The sequence below is a fragment of the Candidatus Bathyarchaeota archaeon genome (assembly GCA_026014465.1).
GTDB lineage: Archaea > Thermoproteota > Bathyarchaeia > Bathyarchaeales > Bathycorpusculaceae > JADGNF01.
This window is the reverse complement of the sequence record JAOZID010000004.1, coordinates 346,038-362,638: the sequence shown is the minus strand read 5'-3', so window position 1 is coordinate 362,638 and position 16,601 is coordinate 346,038. Positions and strand designations below refer to the sequence as shown.

At 51.2% G+C, this 16,601-nt stretch carries 17 protein-coding genes; 7 read left to right on the top strand and 10 right to left on the bottom strand.

What is annotated here, in order from left to right:
- Positions 1–19 precede the first annotated feature (19 nt).
- The 9 genes from cobJ to hemA are packed head-to-tail and all read right to left on the bottom strand — an operon-like array spanning position 20 to position 8,139.
- The gene (gene cobJ / locus NWF04_01840) at positions 20–727 is read right to left on the bottom strand and encodes a precorrin-3B C(17)-methyltransferase (GenBank protein ID MCW4005332.1); all 708 of its coding nucleotides are present in this window, start codon (positions 725–727) and stop codon (positions 20–22) included.
- A gap of 35 nt (positions 728–762) precedes the next feature.
- Complete coding sequence (locus NWF04_01835; GenBank protein MCW4005331.1) at positions 763–1,857, bottom strand: cobalt-precorrin 5A hydrolase; 1,095 nt, start codon at positions 1,855–1,857, stop codon at positions 763–765.
- A gap of 1 nt (position 1,858) precedes the next feature.
- Positions 1,859–2,617, bottom strand: coding sequence for a precorrin-4 C(11)-methyltransferase (cobM, locus tag NWF04_01830; protein MCW4005330.1), 759 nt, complete (start codon positions 2,615–2,617; stop codon positions 1,859–1,861).
- On the bottom strand, positions 2,614–3,375 hold the full coding sequence (gene cobI, locus NWF04_01825) for a precorrin-2 C(20)-methyltransferase (GenBank protein MCW4005329.1): 762 nt from the start codon (positions 3,373–3,375) through the stop codon (positions 2,614–2,616). The genes cobM and cobI overlap by 4 nt, the downstream gene beginning before the upstream one ends.
- A 6-nt stretch (positions 3,376–3,381) precedes the next feature.
- Positions 3,382–3,987 carry a precorrin-6Y C5,15-methyltransferase (decarboxylating) subunit CbiT gene (gene cbiT, locus NWF04_01820; GenBank protein ID MCW4005328.1) on the bottom strand — a complete coding sequence of 202 codons (606 nt, stop codon included), beginning with the start codon at positions 3,985–3,987 and terminating at the stop codon, positions 3,382–3,384.
- 4 nt (positions 3,988–3,991) lie between these two features.
- Positions 3,992–4,669, bottom strand: coding sequence for a precorrin-6y C5,15-methyltransferase (decarboxylating) subunit CbiE (gene cbiE / locus NWF04_01815; protein MCW4005327.1), 678 nt, complete (start codon positions 4,667–4,669; stop codon positions 3,992–3,994).
- Positions 4,651–5,754, bottom strand: a complete 1,104-nt coding sequence (cbiD, locus tag NWF04_01810) for a cobalt-precorrin-5B (C(1))-methyltransferase CbiD (protein ID MCW4005326.1) — start codon at positions 5,752–5,754, stop codon at positions 4,651–4,653. The genes cbiE and cbiD overlap by 19 nt, the downstream gene beginning before the upstream one ends.
- Before the next feature lies 1 nt (position 5,755).
- Positions 5,756–6,808 (bottom strand): sirohydrochlorin nickelochelatase, encoded by a 1,053-nt coding sequence (cfbA, locus tag NWF04_01805; GenBank protein ID MCW4005325.1) that lies wholly within the window; start codon positions 6,806–6,808, stop codon positions 5,756–5,758.
- Positions 6,809–6,825: 17 nt separating this feature from the next.
- Positions 6,826–8,139: a glutamyl-tRNA reductase gene (gene hemA / locus NWF04_01800; GenBank protein ID MCW4005324.1), complete on the bottom strand. Its 1,314-nt coding sequence runs from the start codon at positions 8,137–8,139 to the stop codon at positions 6,826–6,828.
- A 64-nt stretch (positions 8,140–8,203) separates the two neighbouring features.
- Here hemA and NWF04_01795 point away from each other — a divergent pair, with 64 nt between their 5' ends.
- Genes NWF04_01795 through NWF04_01765 form a run of 7 tightly spaced genes read left to right on the top strand, consistent with a single transcriptional unit; the run spans position 8,204 to position 15,202 of the window.
- Positions 8,204–9,754 (top strand): AAA family ATPase, encoded by a 1,551-nt coding sequence (locus NWF04_01795; GenBank protein ID MCW4005323.1) that lies wholly within the window; start codon positions 8,204–8,206, stop codon positions 9,752–9,754.
- Complete coding sequence (locus tag NWF04_01790) at positions 9,745–10,398, top strand: bifunctional precorrin-2 dehydrogenase/sirohydrochlorin ferrochelatase (protein ID MCW4005322.1); 654 nt, start codon at positions 9,745–9,747, stop codon at positions 10,396–10,398. Before NWF04_01795 ends, NWF04_01790 begins: the two co-directional genes overlap by 10 nt.
- A 47-nt stretch (positions 10,399–10,445) precedes the next feature.
- The gene (gene hemB / locus NWF04_01785; GenBank protein MCW4005321.1) at positions 10,446–11,429 is read left to right on the top strand and encodes a porphobilinogen synthase; all 984 of its coding nucleotides are present in this window, start codon (positions 10,446–10,448) and stop codon (positions 11,427–11,429) included.
- Entirely contained in the window at positions 11,408–12,730 is a 1,323-nt protein-coding gene (gene hemL, locus NWF04_01780) for a glutamate-1-semialdehyde 2,1-aminomutase (protein ID MCW4005320.1), read from the top strand. The genes hemB and hemL overlap by 22 nt, the downstream gene beginning before the upstream one ends.
- Complete coding sequence (gene hemC / locus NWF04_01775; protein MCW4005319.1) at positions 12,731–13,663, top strand: hydroxymethylbilane synthase; 933 nt, start codon at positions 12,731–12,733, stop codon at positions 13,661–13,663. It begins immediately after the preceding gene.
- A complete protein-coding gene (gene cobA, locus NWF04_01770; protein MCW4005318.1) occupies positions 13,650–14,402 on the top strand; it encodes a uroporphyrinogen-III C-methyltransferase in 753 nt (250 codons plus the stop codon). Before hemC ends, cobA begins: the two co-directional genes overlap by 14 nt.
- Positions 14,381–15,202 carry a uroporphyrinogen-III synthase gene (locus NWF04_01765; protein ID MCW4005317.1) on the top strand — a complete coding sequence of 274 codons (822 nt, stop codon included), beginning with the start codon at positions 14,381–14,383 and terminating at the stop codon, positions 15,200–15,202. Before cobA ends, NWF04_01765 begins: the two co-directional genes overlap by 22 nt.
- On the opposite strand, the gene pyk is transcribed toward NWF04_01765, so the two are convergent.
- The gene (gene pyk / locus NWF04_01760; GenBank protein MCW4005316.1) at positions 15,199–16,578 is read right to left on the bottom strand and encodes a pyruvate kinase; all 1,380 of its coding nucleotides are present in this window, start codon (positions 16,576–16,578) and stop codon (positions 15,199–15,201) included. The two genes, NWF04_01765 and pyk, sit on opposite strands and share 4 nt — an antisense overlap.
- Between the last annotated feature and the right edge of the window lie 23 nt (positions 16,579–16,601).

The following is a 16,601-nucleotide window of genomic DNA, read 5'->3' as shown; positions in this document are numbered from 1 at the left end:
CACACAAGAAAAAATGGGGTTAGGCAGTTTTGGCTTGTCGGGTCAGGTCGTAGCCTCGGGGAGTTACCATTTTGCCGTTTATAATTTGGGTGGTTGAGGTTCCCACGATTAGGGTTGTGACCATGTCCACCTTGCAGTCCAGTAGCTCTTGGAGCGTGGTGATTTGGGTTTGTTCGCCTTCGCGTCCTGCTGCCCTGACGATGCCCACGGGGGTCTTGGGGTTCTTGTGCTTGAGCAGAATCTGATGCGCCACATGCAAGGGTTTAGTTCGCCCCATGCTCTGCGGATTATACAAAACAATCGCAAAGTCAGCTTGCGCCGCCGCCTCCAACCGCTTCTCAATCAAAGACCAGGGCGTTAGTAGGTCGCTAAGGCTAATCACAGCAAAGTCACTAACCAAGGGCGCTCCCAAGTTGGCTGCTGCCGCAGTAGCCGCCGTCACCCCCGCAACAACTTCCACGGGGACATTGGCTTTTTCAAACGCGACCGCTTCCAAGACTACGCCTGCCATGCCGTAAACGCCTGCGTCTCCACTGCTAATGACAGCAACGTGCTTGTTTTCTTGGGCTTTTTCTACGGCGGCTTTGGCTCGGTCAACTTCACGTCCCATGGTTCCCGCCACGATTTCTGCATCGGGTTTGATGAGGTCTTGTATCAGCGCGATGTAGGTTTTGTATCCTACGATGGCGTCTGCTGTCTCTATGGCGTGGCGTGCCTTTGGGGTCATGTGTTCGGCGGCGCCTGGTCCGATGCCTACGACACTTATTCGCCCGTGGCTATCGCTACCGTGACTCCGTTGTGTTTTAGTTTTTTCAGGATTAAATGGTTGTTTTTCCCTGTTGCCATTAAGGCTGCTCGTTCGCATACTCCTCCAACTCCAAAGTTTTTTTGTACTATTTTTGAGTCAGGACTCAATTCAGGATGACTAAAAGCGCCCAGCTCGTCCACGCTAACAAAACCCAGCGTGAACCCCAACTGAGCAACGGCATCTATCATGCTCTTAGAAGACTTTTTAATATCAACCGTAACCAAACCATCCACACGCTCTACGGGCAAGTTCACTTTAGATAACGCCTCGTCAATAGCGTCTAGCACCTGAGCCTTAGTGATTTCCTTTCGCGCCCCCAACCCCACAACAACCCTTTTGGGCGTTAGAACCGTCACAGGCTTACCCGCAACCAACACCGCCACAGATGCCTCATTGCAAACAATAAAGCCCGCGTCGTACCCATCCAAGACACGCAGTGCCTCGTCAACAGTTTCTGCACGCTCAACCGCGTAATCCCTAAGCACGCCCGCTGGAAACTTTACCTTGCCAACCAGAACCGCAGCCAAACGCTCCCCATTCACAAGAGCCGAATTAACCGCCACCAAACTTGCGGGGTTTACGATTTTTATATGCAGTTGCCTTGCAAGGTCATCTACGCTTTGCTTGCCCAAAGTGTCCGAAGCTGTAGTGATAACAGGTGTGGCGCCGATGCCTGAGACGATTAGCCGTGTTAGCTGGTTAGCGCCTCCGTAGTGTCCTGAGAGCAAGCTGATGACAAAGTTGCCAGAGATGTCCACGCAGACTACGGCGGGGTCAACGAGTTTGCTTTGCAGGTGCGGCGCGATTTCGCGAATTATTATGCCTGCTGCCATGACTGCGACTATAGCGTCAGTGGTGTTGTAGATTTGCGTGATGAACTGGGGCAGGTTTTGGTTTTCGGGAATCGCAACAACGCCTTCTACTGCGTATTTTTGGGGGGCGTAAACGGTGCTGTTTACAGTTGAGGCGGCTAGGGCGGCTTGGATTTTCTGGGCGGTGTGAACGCCGTGGGTGTTGAGGGCGATGATGGCGATGCCGTTGGGGTACATGTTAGGTGCCTTTACGAAAGCCTGTGGTGAAGGTGGGGTCGTAGAGTTTTGAGAGGTCGTATGCTTTGGGGTCAAGCACGTTTCCAACGAAGATGAGGGCGGTTGCGGTTATGCCTTGGGCTTTGACTTTTTCGACGATGTCGGTTAGGGTGCCTTTGACGATTTTCTGTTCAGGCCAAGTAGCCTTGTAAACCACTTGGGTGGGGGTGTCTTTGGGGTAGCCGCCTTTTTGGAGTTCTTCGACTACGCGTGCGATGTGGGGTGTGCCTAGGAAGATGACCATGGTTGACTGGTGCTTTGCTAACTCGCGCAGGCTCTCGGATTCGGGTACGGGGGTTCGTCCTTCGGGGCGTGTAAGAATTATGGTTTGGGAGATGCGGGGCAGGGTTAACTGGCGGTTTAGGCTCGCGGCGCCTCCTTGCAGGCAGCTAACGCCTGGGATACGGAAGTACTCAATGCCTTCTTTGTCAAGAAAATCCATCTGCTCTTGAATAGCGCCATAAAAGCTTGGGTCACCGTCGTGGACGCGAGCTACCTGCTTGCCTGCCTTGAAGGCTTTTAGCATCACCTGCTGCACCTCGGGCAAATTCATCTTCGCGCTATCATACAATTCAGCGTCGGGTTTGCAGTATTTTAGAATCTTTGGGTTTAGCAAAGACCCAGCGTAAATGACCACGTCAGCTTTTTCAAGCCACTTCTTTCCCTTCACGGTGATAAGTTCGGGGTCGCCAGGACCTGCTCCTATAAAGACAACTTTCATTTTTTACCAACCTTCCAATGAATAGGACCATGACTACGCTTCACGATAGCCACGGAAAAGTAATCCTCGACTATGAGCCATTTTTGCATGTCGCCTAACTTGCCTACGAGAACTTTCTCTTCAGGCAGGGTGCATCGTTTCACCAAAGCTACCGTCGAGGACTCCGTGAAACCCGCTTGGGTCAAAACGGACAGGAAGTCTTTGATGCGGTAAGCGCATTTCATGAAAACCAAAGTGTCTGCGTGTTTGGCGGTTTCTTCAATAAGCGACGAATCCAAGTCTGAAGGCACGATGGCGACGACTTCATCTTTTTCGGCTAGGGGTAGGCGGGCGCTTGCTGCTGCGGCGGTTACTGACGTTACGCCTGGGATGATTTCGAGTTCGAGTTCGGGGTGGGTTTCTTTTAGACGTTCGTAGAGGTACAGAAAAGTGCTATACAGCATTGGGTCACCCAACGTGATGAACGCGAGGGTTTTGCCGGCTTTGGTGCTCTCGGCGATTATGGCGGCGTTTTTTGTCCACAACTTCTTGACGTTTAACTCGTCCTTGGACATTGGAAAAACAAGCTCCAAAAGCTGCGGCGGCGTCCTACGCTCCCTTAGAACAGGCTTTATCATACCCAACGCCATGCTAGGTTTATCCTCATGAGGTTTAGGAACACAAATAACATCCGCGGTCTTCAACGCTTTAACAGCCTTAACCGTAAGCAACTCAGGATCACCCGGACCAACACCAATACCTATGAATTTTCCAACCAACTCTTCTCACATCTTTTCTTTGCTTTTGGTTGCAGAGATTACTGTTATGGGGTTTCGCGAGAGCATCATGGTGCCGCTTGGAACTTGTCTGCCTTTTGAAACGACAACCTGTGTTGCGTCCACGTCGGCAAACCCCAGTTTTTTAAGCTCATCTAACGCGGTGCAGGCAGTTTCAAGCAGTATCGCATTCACCACCACGCGCCCACCTGGCTGTAGTTTTTCGCGACAAACACACAAAACCTCCCGTAGCAAGTGGCTACCGCCCACGAGCACGGCATCTGCCATGGGCAAACCCGACAGGACATCAAAGGCGTTTCCCTGCACGATTTCGACGATGTCTTGCATGCTAAACCGCTCCACATTTGACCTCGTCAACGCTACAGCCACGGCGTTTTTGTCGATGGCGTAGACTTTGCCTTTTGGAGCCACCTGCAACGCGGATTCAACGGTTAAGCCGCCTGTGCCGCAGCCAACATCTATAACCACTGAACCCTCACGCAGCCGAGCTTTAGAGATTGTTAGGACGCGGATTTCTTCTTTGGTGGGTCCAGGAACCGCTTCATCTTGAAGGAATAACTCGTCGGGGACTCCGGGGGTCTTGTAGTTCCACATGGCATCATTCACCTTTAGTCATATTTTTGGGTGTGTTTATTACCATAACGCAAAGAGACGCAAAATCCATGGTTGCGGCTTTGTGTAGGGTGGTTGTTACTAGGCGTTCTTGGGGTAGGGTTATGCTTTCGCAGACTGCTACGGGCAGGTTTTTGTCTGTGCCTAAATCTAGGAGGAAGCGGGCTATGTCGCGGGGCATGAAAAAGCGGGGTTCAGGGAGCAGGATGATTGTTTTGCCTTTTTTGACTTCTTGGGTTAGGAGGGTTTTGGTTTGGTTTCTTGCGCCGTCGTGGAAGGTCAGCATGACTGTGTTGTCCCAGCTTATGTGAAGCAGAGCAGCACATGCCTGCATTGAGCTTACTCCTGGTATGACTTCTAACTCTACGTGGTCGCCGTTGAGCCTGTTTAGAACTGACCCTAACAGACCTGAAAATCCAGGGTCACCCGTCGAAATAACTGCAACTGCTTTGCCGCCTTGAGCAGACTCCACAGCGTAACGCAAAGACTGCCCCACATTTTTCCCAGTTAAAACCACAACTTCCCCCGCAATGTCCTCTTGGAACAGGTCAAGGTTTCGCTGTGCCCCAACCACAACTTGGGCTACCTGCACGGCTTTTCTTGCCGCTGGAGTCACATAATCTGGAGAACCAGGTCCTGCTCCTACTATGCTAAGTTTAGCCATTCTGTTAAGCTCCTTGCGTTTTCGTCAGCTCCCAAGACTTTGCCGTCCATGGAAACTATGATTATGCTGAATTTAATTTTGCCCTGTGTCCGCTCAGTAAGGCGCAGGTTTATCCGCTTTGCAACCTCGTCATACGTCTCGCGCAGCAGGTCTGCTTGTATGAGGAGTTTGGTTGCTTCCTCCGTAGTGTTAGACTGCAAAATGGCTTTGACGACTTTTGTGTCGGCGCCTGCGGCTGCTGCGTATGCGGCGATGACTTCGTTTCGGGCGTCGCCCATTTTGTGGTGCGTGTTAAATATGCCGGCGGCGAGTTTGGCGAGTTTGCCTGAGTGCCCAAAAAACACGATTTCCCCAACGCCTTTCTCAGCGGCTTTCTCAAGCATGTAACCCACGAAATCGCCTGTTTGCACAATCTGGTCATAAGGAACGCCAAAAAGCTGCTTGGCAAGACGCTGCCCGATGTTTCCGGGAACAAAAAACAGTCGCTCATACCCCCGAGCCAACGCAACGTCAATTTGGGGAACCATAGAGCGTCTCCAAGCGGCTTCGGAAAAAGGCTTAACCACCCCTGTTGTACCCAAAATAGAAACGCCGCCTACTATGCCAAGTTTAGAGTTTTGGGTTTTCTCCGCGACCTTCTCACCCTCAGGAATCGTAACCGTCACCGCGGCTCCTTTGCCTATGGGGAGGGCTTCTTTGACGGCGTCAGATATCATCTTTCGCGGCACAGGATTAATCGCAGATTCCCCCACTTCCATAGGCAAGCCAGGTTTGGTGATTTTGCCTACGCCTTTGCCGCCTGTTATTTGGATTTCGCCGTTGTTGTCTGTTAGTTTGATGGTTGCAGTGATTTCCAGCTCGTCGGTTACGTCTACGTCGTCGCCTGCGTCTTTGACGACAACTGCCACGCCCACGCCCTCTTTGGAGGCGCTGCTGGATTTGACGGGGATTTCAAAACGGATGCCAATGGGGGTAGGAATAACTACGCGCTCGACTGGCGAGTCGGTTAACGCGATTAGGGCTGCTTTAGCGGCAGCTGCTGCACAAGCTCCAGTGGTAAGACCATACTTTAGGAACCTTGCCATCCTAGTTTGCCTCTTCTGCCATGGCAAGCAAGGCATTGAACACGGAAACAGCTATGGGGCTTCCGCCTTTTTTGCCTTTCACTATAATGTGGGGTACGTCGAGCGTGGAGATTTCGTCTTTGGATTCGGTGGCGTCAACGTAGCCAACGGGGACTGCTACTATCAAAGCGGGTTTAGCTTTGCCTTCTTTTACGAGCCGCGCAAGCTCAAAAGCTGCTGTGGGCGCGTTCCCAATAAGCACAACCGCACCATCCAAGCCATCCGCCGCAGCCAAACGCATAGCAGCCGCAGCACGTGTAATCCCCTCTGAGTGAGCCATCGTAACAGCACGCGCATCCCCCACGTAATTGAGGATTTTTGCGCCGCCAAACCGTTTGAGCCGCTTCTCGTTTATGCCTGCCTGTATCATCTTCACGTCCGTAACTACTTTGGCGCCTGCTTTTATGGCAGCTACACCCGAATCAACTGCGGTTTCGGTTATGCGTAAGAGTTTGGCGAATTGGGGGTCAGCGGTTGTGTGGACTACGCGTTCGATGATTGGAGCCTGATTTTTGGGTGCGGTTGAGAGGACGTCTTGGATTTGGGGTCGAATTAGACTCATGCTTTTTTCGTAGATTTTGCGTGAAGAAGCGGGCATGCCTGCACCGTAAACTGAGGCAGTGGCGGGTTCTGCGCCTAAAGCTGCTAGGGCTTTTTCTTCGATGATGTCTGCTATGCGTTCATCGGCGCCTAGGGGTTCACCATAGAGCAGTTGGATGCCTTTATCGGTGAAGTGGGATTCTTTGTCTTTGACGCCGATTAATTCGGGGATGTCCTTTTGGGTGTGCACTCCGGGTGCTAGAAATGCGGGGATGAGAACAATTTTTTTGATGCCGCGTTTGGCGATGGCGTCTATGGCTTGGGGGATGGTTGGGGTGTTTCTGACCATGAAAGCTAGTTCTACGCATTTGAAGCTGGAACGTTTACGCAGCATCGCAGCTATGGCTTCTAGGTTTTCGCGGCTCTGGGGCAGTTTACTGCCATGTCCGATTACGACTAATCCTGTATCATCCATTTGTTTTGCCTCATGTGTTATGTGGTGTGGTTGTGGTTTGTGCTAAACAGTTTTATCGCCGCCTCCACCACTTGGGCGTCGTTGTTCATCGCAGCTAACCGCAAATTCTCAATCAAAGGAACAAAAGTCTGTTTGAGCACAATAGATGTTAAGTCGTTAATTATTTTTTTCTCCCGCTCGTTGGGGTCACCAATCAGGGCAAGGGCTTTTAGGAGTTCTCTTTGCCGTACCTGCTCGGTTTGGGAAAGCAAATCCGAAATTATGTCACGTACGGATTCAGTTTTTAGGGCACGCTCCAAAACGTCAAGTTCTTCCCCGATGATGTCAAGAGCCGCCTGCACGCTTTGCTGTCGCCCCTCCAAGTTACGCTGGGCAATAGACTGCAAATCATCAATGTTATAGAGCCGCACATTCCCCAAGTCCCCCACGCAAGCTTCAACGTTGCGCGGATTAGAAATATCAATCACGAGCAGGTCACTGGGGTTTTGGCGGTTCTCAAGATGCTTAGTTAGGGCGGCTTTGGTGAGCAGGTAATGGGGCGCGGCGGTAGCGCAGATGACTACGTCAGCATCCACCAAAACTTCGCCAAGACGAGCAAGATTTACGGCTTTCCCATTCAGTTCTTCTGCTATCCTGATAGCGCGGGCGTATGTTCGGTTGGATATGACTATGGGGCTTAGGCAGCGTCTAGCCATGGCTTTGGCAACTAGCGTGCCTGTTTCTCCTGCGCCTAGGACTAGGATTTTCTTTTCTGCAAAGTTTTCCAGCAGCGACCTTGCCAGCTCCACGGCGGCAGCGCCTACGGAAACTGCGCCTTTGTTTATGCCTGTTTCGTTTCGGACTCGGCGCCCAACGTTGACTGCCCTAAAAAATAGGTGCTTGAGAACTGGCCCGACGGCTTTGGCTTCTTCGGCTTCTACGTAGGCGTTCCAGACTTGGTTGATAACTTGGTCTTCGCCTATGACCATGGACTCCAAACCAGAAGTCACGCGCAAAATATGTCCCAAAGCATCATGGTTCAAACTTAACTCGATAGCACTTGAAGCCTTATCAGCCACAGCCCCCGCACGGTCAACCAGATACTGCGCCACCAATTTTGACACAACTTGGGCATCCGCGCTGACCAAATAAACCTCTACACGGTTACAGGTCTGCAGCAAAACACACTCATCCACAGCTTCCAACGAGAAAAGCTCAGATAAAGCCCGCTGCTTGTCCTTGCACGCCACGGCTTCCAACAACGGAACATTTGCGGTCTTATGGGTAACCCGCACGTTGATGATGTTGACTGATTTAGCCGAGCAATGCATGGTTGGATAAACCGACCACATTAAATATAAGCTTTATCATAGTTAACAAAAAGGGGGCGTCACAGGGATAGAACTAAGGCGTAAAGTGGGGCTTGCTTATTTGCCGGGCGCGTTGCCGTGTTTTGAGGCGTTTGGGAATTTGCCAACGCATCTTGTACTGGAAGATGGGCTCGTAGAAGGCAAGCCTGCAGCTGAGGTTTTGGATATGATTATTATTCCTGGCGGTAGCCTTGTGGAGTCGCAGTCTATTAAAAGCGGCGTTATGCGTGAAATTTTGAAGATGGCGGATTCGGGCAGGTTTGTGCTTGGGATTTGCTCGGGTTTTCAGATTCTTTCTCAGGGAACAGACATTGGGCGCTTATCTTCTACGCCAATTATGCGCGACGGCTTAGGACTTGTGGACGCTGAGTTCTCCCCCTTGGTGTGCACCGACCAGATACAAGCCACCATAACAGATACTAGCTTTCTCACCAGCGCCGTCGGAGAACAAGTCAACGGGTTTCACTGCCACACATACGGCAAAATCGTCCCCCACAAAAAAGCTAAACCCATACTCACCTCCCACACCAAACGATTAAACTACCGCAGCAACCCCCAAGACCTCATCTCGGGCATAGCCAACAAAGAAGGCAACGTCGTAGGCATAATCACCCACGGCTTGCTTGACCAAAACAGCCTCATCATCGAGGGCATCGCCAAATCCTTAGACATAAACGCGCAGGAACTCACAAAAATCAGGGTAGCCAACGCCAAACTGCTCAGCAAGATTAAATCGGAAATCGGCGTCCAAACAGGCATCCATGCAAAACCCCCGCAGATAGCAGCCAGCAAAAAGGGAGTCCTGATGGTTACGGCTTTGGGCAGCGGTTCAGGCAAAACCTTCATAGTTGCAGGCTTATCAGGCGCCCTCAAAAAACTTGGCGTAAACGTGGGCGTAGTCAAAGTAGGCGGGGACATACGTGATTTGGTTCCGTCGCTGTACTTGATTAAAGAGCCCATACGCTGCTACTCGTCGGTAAGGGTTGGGCGTAGCGGCTGGAAAGATGCGGTTGAAGCAGTCAACGAAGCCGCAAAAGACTACGAGTTACTATTAATTGAAGGCGCAATGAGCGCGTTTACGGGGATGCTTAACGAGAACGTCTTAAGACCATCGTCTACAGCAGAGGTGGCGGCGGTTTTAGGTGTGCCCACGGTGGTTGTTGTGGGCTGCAACAATGAAGGCATCGAAGGCGCATTAGTTAGCGCACTCAACTACGTAAAACTGCTCAAAAGCCTTGGCGTAGAAATCGTTGGAGTCATCCTAAACAAAGTACGAACCAGCTACCTAACCGACCAAATCAAAAAGGTCATGGAACAGGCGCTTGCCAACGCAGGAGTCAAACTGCTGGGCATTGTGCCGCGCATCGACGTGGAGGGACGAGGCGCGATTCCCGAAATCGAGATTCACTATGACGAGTTCGGAGCCAAAGCCATCCAAACCATAGAAACCTCCGTAGACCTAAACGGCATAATACACGCGGCGGGACCTGTTGCCAAGAAAAACCTCGATTACGAAGCGTTTGTGAAAAACTTCCAAGAAACATTAACAACTGACTACAGCGCCAAACCCAAAGGAGACAAAGAAGCATGCTTATAGATTTCAGGGCAGAAGGCAAAACCGTTTTGGTAGTTGGCGGCGGCGCGGAGGGGTACCGTAAAACTAAGGATTTCGTGGAGGCGGGCTTTACCGTTCATGTGGTCAGCGAAGAGTTCTCTGATGGCATACAAAAGCTTGCCAAGCAGGGAAAAATAGGCGTCAAAGAATCCCGCGTAGAAACGCCTGAAACGTTTTTTGCTAACCTTGAATCTAAGCCAGACCTTTTTGTTGCAGTTACCGATGATGCTGAATTAAACGCCAGGTTAATCAAACACGCCAAAGCGGAGGGCTGCATGGTTTACTCACCCGACAACCCCACCACCAGCGATTTCACGTTGCCCGCGGTAGCCAAAATCGGGGAAGTACGCATAGCCGTTTCAACTTCAGGCAGCAGCCCTGCCATGGCTAGTGTGCTTCGAAAACGCATTGAAAAACTAATAACGCAAGAGGATTTACTTCAAATTAAACTGCAAAAGCATGTAAGGAAACTGCTTAAGCGCAAAGTGTTAGACCAAAAGGTTCGAAAAGAGTTACTCTATGCAATAATGGACGATGTTGAGGTGCAGGAGCTGCTTGGGCAGGGCAAATTTGAAGAGGCAAAAGCCAAAGCAGAAGCCTTGACGAATTTGCATCTTGATAGCTAAACCCAAACGATATAGTCAAATCGTAATCTATAGGAGCATGCAAAGAAATGGATTTCCCTACCGTAAGGATGAGAAGGCTACGTAAAACGCCAGCCCTACGAAAACTCGTAAACCAAACAACAATCCAACCCAACAACCTAATCTACCCCCTGTTCGTCGACGAAAACATCCAAAAACCCACCCCCATAACAACTATGCCTGGGATTTCGCGGCTGCCCATAAGTCAGGTGACCGCTGAGGTTAGGCAGGTTATGGAGCAGGATGTACAGGCGGTTATGCTTTTTGGAGTACCCAGCAAGAAGGACTCTGTGGGTTCAGGCGCGTACGCGGGTAACGGTGTAGTTCAGCAGGCAATTGACAGGTTAAAGGCGGAGTTTGGTGAGGACTTGGTGGTTATTGGGGATGTTTGCCTATGCGAGTACACCAGCCATGGGCACTGCGGCGTCCTAAAAAACCAGCAGGTGCAAAACGACCAGACCCTCAAGTTGTTGCAGGAAACCGCGGTCAGCCAAGCCCAAGCAGGAGCCGACATGGTCGCACCCTCAGCCATGATGGACGGGCAAGTGCAAGCAATCAGAGAAGCCCTCGACGATTCAGGATTCGAAGAAACAGCAATCATGTCCTACGCCGTCAAATACGCATCAAGCTTTTATGGTCCGTTTAGGGAAGCTGCCGAGTCTGCGCCTCAGTTTGGGAACCGAAAAAGCTACCAGATGGGCTTTGGCAACGTTTCAGAGGCTCTGATGGAGGCGGATTTGGACGTGGCAGAGGGAGCCGACGTAATCATGGTTAAGCCTGCTTTGGCGTACTTGGATATTCTAAGCCTTGTCAAGGAGCAGTTTAACGTGCCCATTGCAGCATACAATGTCAGCGGCGAATACTCAATGATAAAAGCTGCCGCACAAAACGGTTGGATAGATGAAAAAGCCGCCGCCTTAGAAACCCTAACCGCCATGAAACGAGCAGGCGCAGACCTTATCGTAACTTATTTTGCAAGAGATGTAAAAAAATGGTTGAATCAGCAGCAGTAACCACAAGCAAATCCAAAGAACTCTTCGACAAAGCCAAAAAAACCATCCCCGGAGGCGTCAACAGCCCCGTGCGGGCATTTGAGCCAAACCCGTTCTTTGCAGCCAGAGCAGAGGGCTCCAAACTTTACGGCGTCGACGGCGAAGTCTACATAGACTACTGCATGGCATACGGCGCCATCTTTTTGGGGCACGCTAACCCCGAGGTAGCCCAAGCCGTCACGGCGCAACTAAAGCATGGGTCGCTGTTTGGGGTGCCGACTGCGTTGGAGGTGGAGTTCGCAGAACGCGTCAAGGAGTTGTTTCCAAGCGTTGAGATGTTGCGGCTGGTTAACTCAGGCACCGAAGCTACCATGCACGCGATTAGAACGGCGCGCGGCTACACGGGCAGAAAGAAAATAATAAAGTTCGAAGGTTGCTTCCACGGCGCTCACGACTGCGTACTGGTCAAGGCAGGTTCAGGAGCCAGCACCTTTGGCGCACCAACCTCGCCAGGCATACCCACCCAAACTACGCAGAACACCATAGTTTTGTCCTACAACAACCCCCAAGCCATAGAAGAAACGTTCAAACGCGAAGGCAATGACATCGCCGCAGTTATCGTTGAGCCTGTCATGGGAAACGCAGGGCTTATACTTCCAAAACAACAGTACCTGCAGCAACTGCGCAGAACATGCAGCGAGTACGGGGCGGTTTTGATTTTCGACGAAATCATCACGGGTTTCCGATTAGCACTTGGCGGCGCACAAGAGCACTACGGCGTGCAACCTGACATGACAACGTTGGGCAAAGTTTTGGGCGGCGGCTTTCCCCTCGCGGTGTTTGGAGGCAAAAAAGAAATCATGCAGCACATCTCGCCGTCGGGCAAAGTCTACCAAGCAGGAACGTTCTGCGGCAACCCCATCTCAACAACCGCAGCCACCAAAACCCTGCAAATCCTACAGCAAAACCAAAAAGAAATCTACCCACGGCTGCAAAAAAACGGCGCGGAACTAAAAAAGGCGCTCACAGACTACGCAGCAGACTACAACTTACAGGTACAGGTTCACAACATCGCATCCATGTTCCAAATCTTCTTCACCGCGCAACCCGTATGGGATTACCAAAGCGTCATGTCCGCGGATATCGAAAGGTTCCAAGCGTACTTCCGTGAACTGCTCAAGCAGGGCATCTTCATCCCTCCCGCACAGTTCGAAACCTGCTTCTTATCAAACGCCCACTCAGAAGACGACCTAAAAGCTACTGTGGAAGCTTTTGGCAGGGCTCTTAAGGCAGCATCCAAAGTAGGGGGCAAGTCGGCGTAGATGAAGTTTGTTGTGGGCACTAGGGGCAGTAGGCTTTCGCGTGTGCAGACCGAGCAGTTTTTGGATCAGCTTAAACGGGCGCAGCCGCAAGCCGAGTTTGAAATCAAAATCATCAAAACCCTTGGGGATACCGAACAAAACAAGCCCCTATTCACCATTGACAGCCAAGGCATTTTCGAAAAAGAAATCGACCAAGCCCTCATCAACGACGAAGCCGACTTTGCAGTAGCCAGCCTCAAAGACGTCCCCACTGCAGAAAACCCCCAAACCACCATTGCAGCCATCCCCCAACGCGCCGCCCCCAACGACGCCCTCATCTCACGAAGCAACCAAAAACTCAAAGATCTGCCAAAGGGGGCAGTCATCGGCACAGGCAGCTTACGCAGACTAGCCCAAGTCAAAAACATGCGTCCAGACTTGGAAGTGAAAGCCATACGGGGCAACGTGGATACGCGTATTCAGAAAGTGCAAAGCGGCGAGTTTGACGGCATCATCATTGCGAAGGCGGGGCTGGAGCGAATGCATCTAACAAGGCACATAACAGAAGAGTTCACAGTTGAAGAGTTTCCCTCAGCGCCAGGTCAAGGAGCCCTAGCCATAGTTGCCAAGAAAACTAATGTGAAGGTTACAGATTTTTTGCAGGCTATAGAGCATAAGCAAACGCGAGCGGAAGTCACAGCCGAGAGGAGCCTGATGTTTGAACTTGGCGGAGGCTGCCGCGTACCCATCGGCGCAGTAGGAAAAACAAACGGCACCACGTTAACGCTTTTGGGGGTCATGTTCACGTTAGATGGACAAAGCAAAATCCAAGCAGACGCAAAAGGCACCCTTGAAAACGCCGCACAAATCGGCAAGGAAGTAGCCCAACAACTCGTTGAGCAGGGAGCAAAAGAAATCGAACAAACATGGAGGAAAAAGTATGGCCCGTGGTAAGGTGTTTTTGGTTGGAGCAGGTCCAAGCGACCCGAAGTTGTTGACGTTGAGGGCTTTAGAGCTTTTGAAGTCAGCGGAGTTGGTGGTTTATGACCGACTGGTAAGTGAGGAAATCATGAAGTTTGCGCCCAAATCCGCAGAGAAAATCTATGTGGGCAAGCGTTCGGGCAAGCATGTGGTTCCTCAAGACAAAATCACCGAGTTACTCGTGGAAAAAGCTTTGGCTGGCAGAGATGTGGTGCGGCTCAAGGGCGGTGACCCATTCATTTTTGGCAGGGGCGGCGAAGAAGCCCAAGCCCTCACAAAGAACGCCGTAGAATTCGAAGTGGTTCCAGGCATCTCCTCGTCGGTTGCGGCGCCCATGTACGCAGGCATACCACTCACGCACAGGGACTACGCATCGTCGGTGGCTGTTGTTACGGGGCATCAAGCAGGCGAAGGCACACGAAACATTGACTGGGCAAGCATTGCACGCGCAGTGGATACGGTGGTGGTTTTGATGGGCGTAGAATCCTTAGAGTCCATTGCGGGTAAGCTGTTGGAGGGCGGCGTAGACCCCGATTTGCCCGTGGCGCTTGTTGAGCAGGGAACCACCAAAAACCAGCGCAGCGTTACAGGTAGCCTCAAAACCATCGCGGAGCAAGCCAAAACCCAAAACGTGAAACCCCCCGCAGTCATAGTAATTGGCAAAGTCGTCGAGTTAGGCAGGGAACTTGCATGGTTCAAACCAACTCATTAAACGGCAAAACCGTCGCCACCACTCGTCCTCGCGGGCAAAACCAGCAAGCCGCCCAAATCATACAGCGCTTAGGCGGGAAACCCTATTTAGTGCCGACCATAGAAATCAAACCGCCCACTGACCTCGCCCCCATAAGAGAGTTCATTATGAAACTGGAGAGGAGCGCAGTGGATTACACGGTTTTTATGAGCACCAACGGCGTAAACCACCTCTTTGAGGCGGCAGAAAAACTTGAACTACAAACGGCGCTGCAGAAAGGCTTGAAAAGCACGGCGGTCGTGGCGGTTGGACCCCAAACAGCCCAAGAACTCCAAACCCGCGGCGTACAGGTAGAGTTGATTCCTGAGAAGTACACGTCAGAAGGAATTTTACAGATGCTACGAACCCGAGGCGTTCAAGGTAAATTAATTGGTATCCCGCGGACGTCAGCAGCAGCCCCCACACTCAAAGAAACCCTCACCCACGAAGGCGCCAATGTCGAAGAAGTCTACGTGTACGAATCCAAACTGCCACAGGACAAAGAAGCCAACTCAAGGTTTGCATCTGATTTGCTGGAGGGGAAAATTGATGCGGTCGTGTTTGGCAGTTCGATGAGTGCTAGGAACTTGTTTAGGCTGGTGGAGCCTGAGGTTTCATCTGAGCAGTTGCGGGTGGTTTTGAATGGTAAGGTGGTTGTTGTGGCGATTGGTCCTGTGACGGCGGAGGCGTTGGAGGATTTGGGTGTTGTGGTGGATGTGGTTCCTGAGAAGCATTTGTTTGAGGATGCTCTGCTGGCTTTGGCTCGGTTTTGGGCGCGTTAGAGGCTGGCGAGTTTTTTGAGTCCTTTGATGCTGTGGATTTCGATGGTGTTGCTTGCGTGCGTTTTGGTTGTTCGCATAGCCGCCGTGAACAACACAATATCTTCCTCGTCTACAAGGTTCATGTCGTGGAGTTTGGTGGCAACTGATAGGATGCGGTCTTTTTCGTTTCGGTAATCAATCTGTACAGGTTGTACGCCAAAGATTAGTTCAAGCTGTTTTTTGACGTTGTTGTTTGGGGTTACGGCGATTATGGGTTGAGGTACCTTGAAGCGGGTTATCATGCGGGCGGTGTAGCCTGAACGTGTGAGGGTTATGACTTTGTCTAGGGGCATGTCGTTGCATATCCACTGGATAGCCTCGCTAACCGTATCAGAAATGTTTAGGAATTCTCCTGTGTCCACCACAGTTGTCTCCACGGCTTTTTCAGATTCCACAGCTATACGCGACATCATACCCACAGCGTCTACAGGGTACATTCCAATGGCGGTTTCTCCTGAAAGCATAACCGCGTCGGTGCCGTCCAAAATCGCGTTTGCCACGTCGCTAACTTCTGCGCGGGTGGGGTTTGATTGATGAATCATGGAGTCAAGCATTTCCGTGGCGGTTACAACGAGCATGCCGCGTTGGTTGCAGCGTCGGATTATGCGTTTTTGGACAAGAGGAACTCGTTCAGGCTCAATTTCCACGCCAAGGTCCCCACGCGCAACCATAACCCCGTCGGCGACGTCCATGATTTCTTCGATGTTGTTTACGCCCTCAAAGTTTTCGATTTTGGCTATGATGCCGCCCGTGAAGTTTTGGGTGTTTGCTTGCAGGGTTTTGATGTCGTTTGCGTTTCGGGTAAACGAGAGTGCAAGGTATTCCACGTCAAGTTCTTTGGCGAAAGCGATAAGTTCGAAATCTTTTGCGCACAGGGTAGGTACGGAGAGCTGTTTGTTGGGAACGTTTATGCCCTTCCCGTCCTCAATGCGCCCCTTATCCAAGACTATCAACCTCAGTTTACGGTTGGCTTTCTCGACGATTTGGGTTTTGATTTTGCCGTTATCCACGTAAATGTAGTCGTCAACAGAGACTTTATCGTAAAAGTCATGATTGAAACTGGTTGCTTCGCCGTCAAAGCCTACTTCTAAGAAGTCGCCTTTGTTGACGGTTTGAGGTTGAGAGGCGTGAAGCCGAATCTCGGGACCTTTCAAATCAAGAATTATGGGAATTTCAGCGACTTCACGCACGTTTTTGATGACTTTGCGGTACTGGGCTTGGTCTCCGTAGGCGGTGTTTATGCGTGCGCCATTCATGCCTGCATTGTACATCTGTTGCAGGGTTTGTTTTTCGATGCTGGCAGGCCCTATAGTGCAAAGTATTTTGGTTTTCTTCAAAGGCTACGCCTCAAAGTTATCTA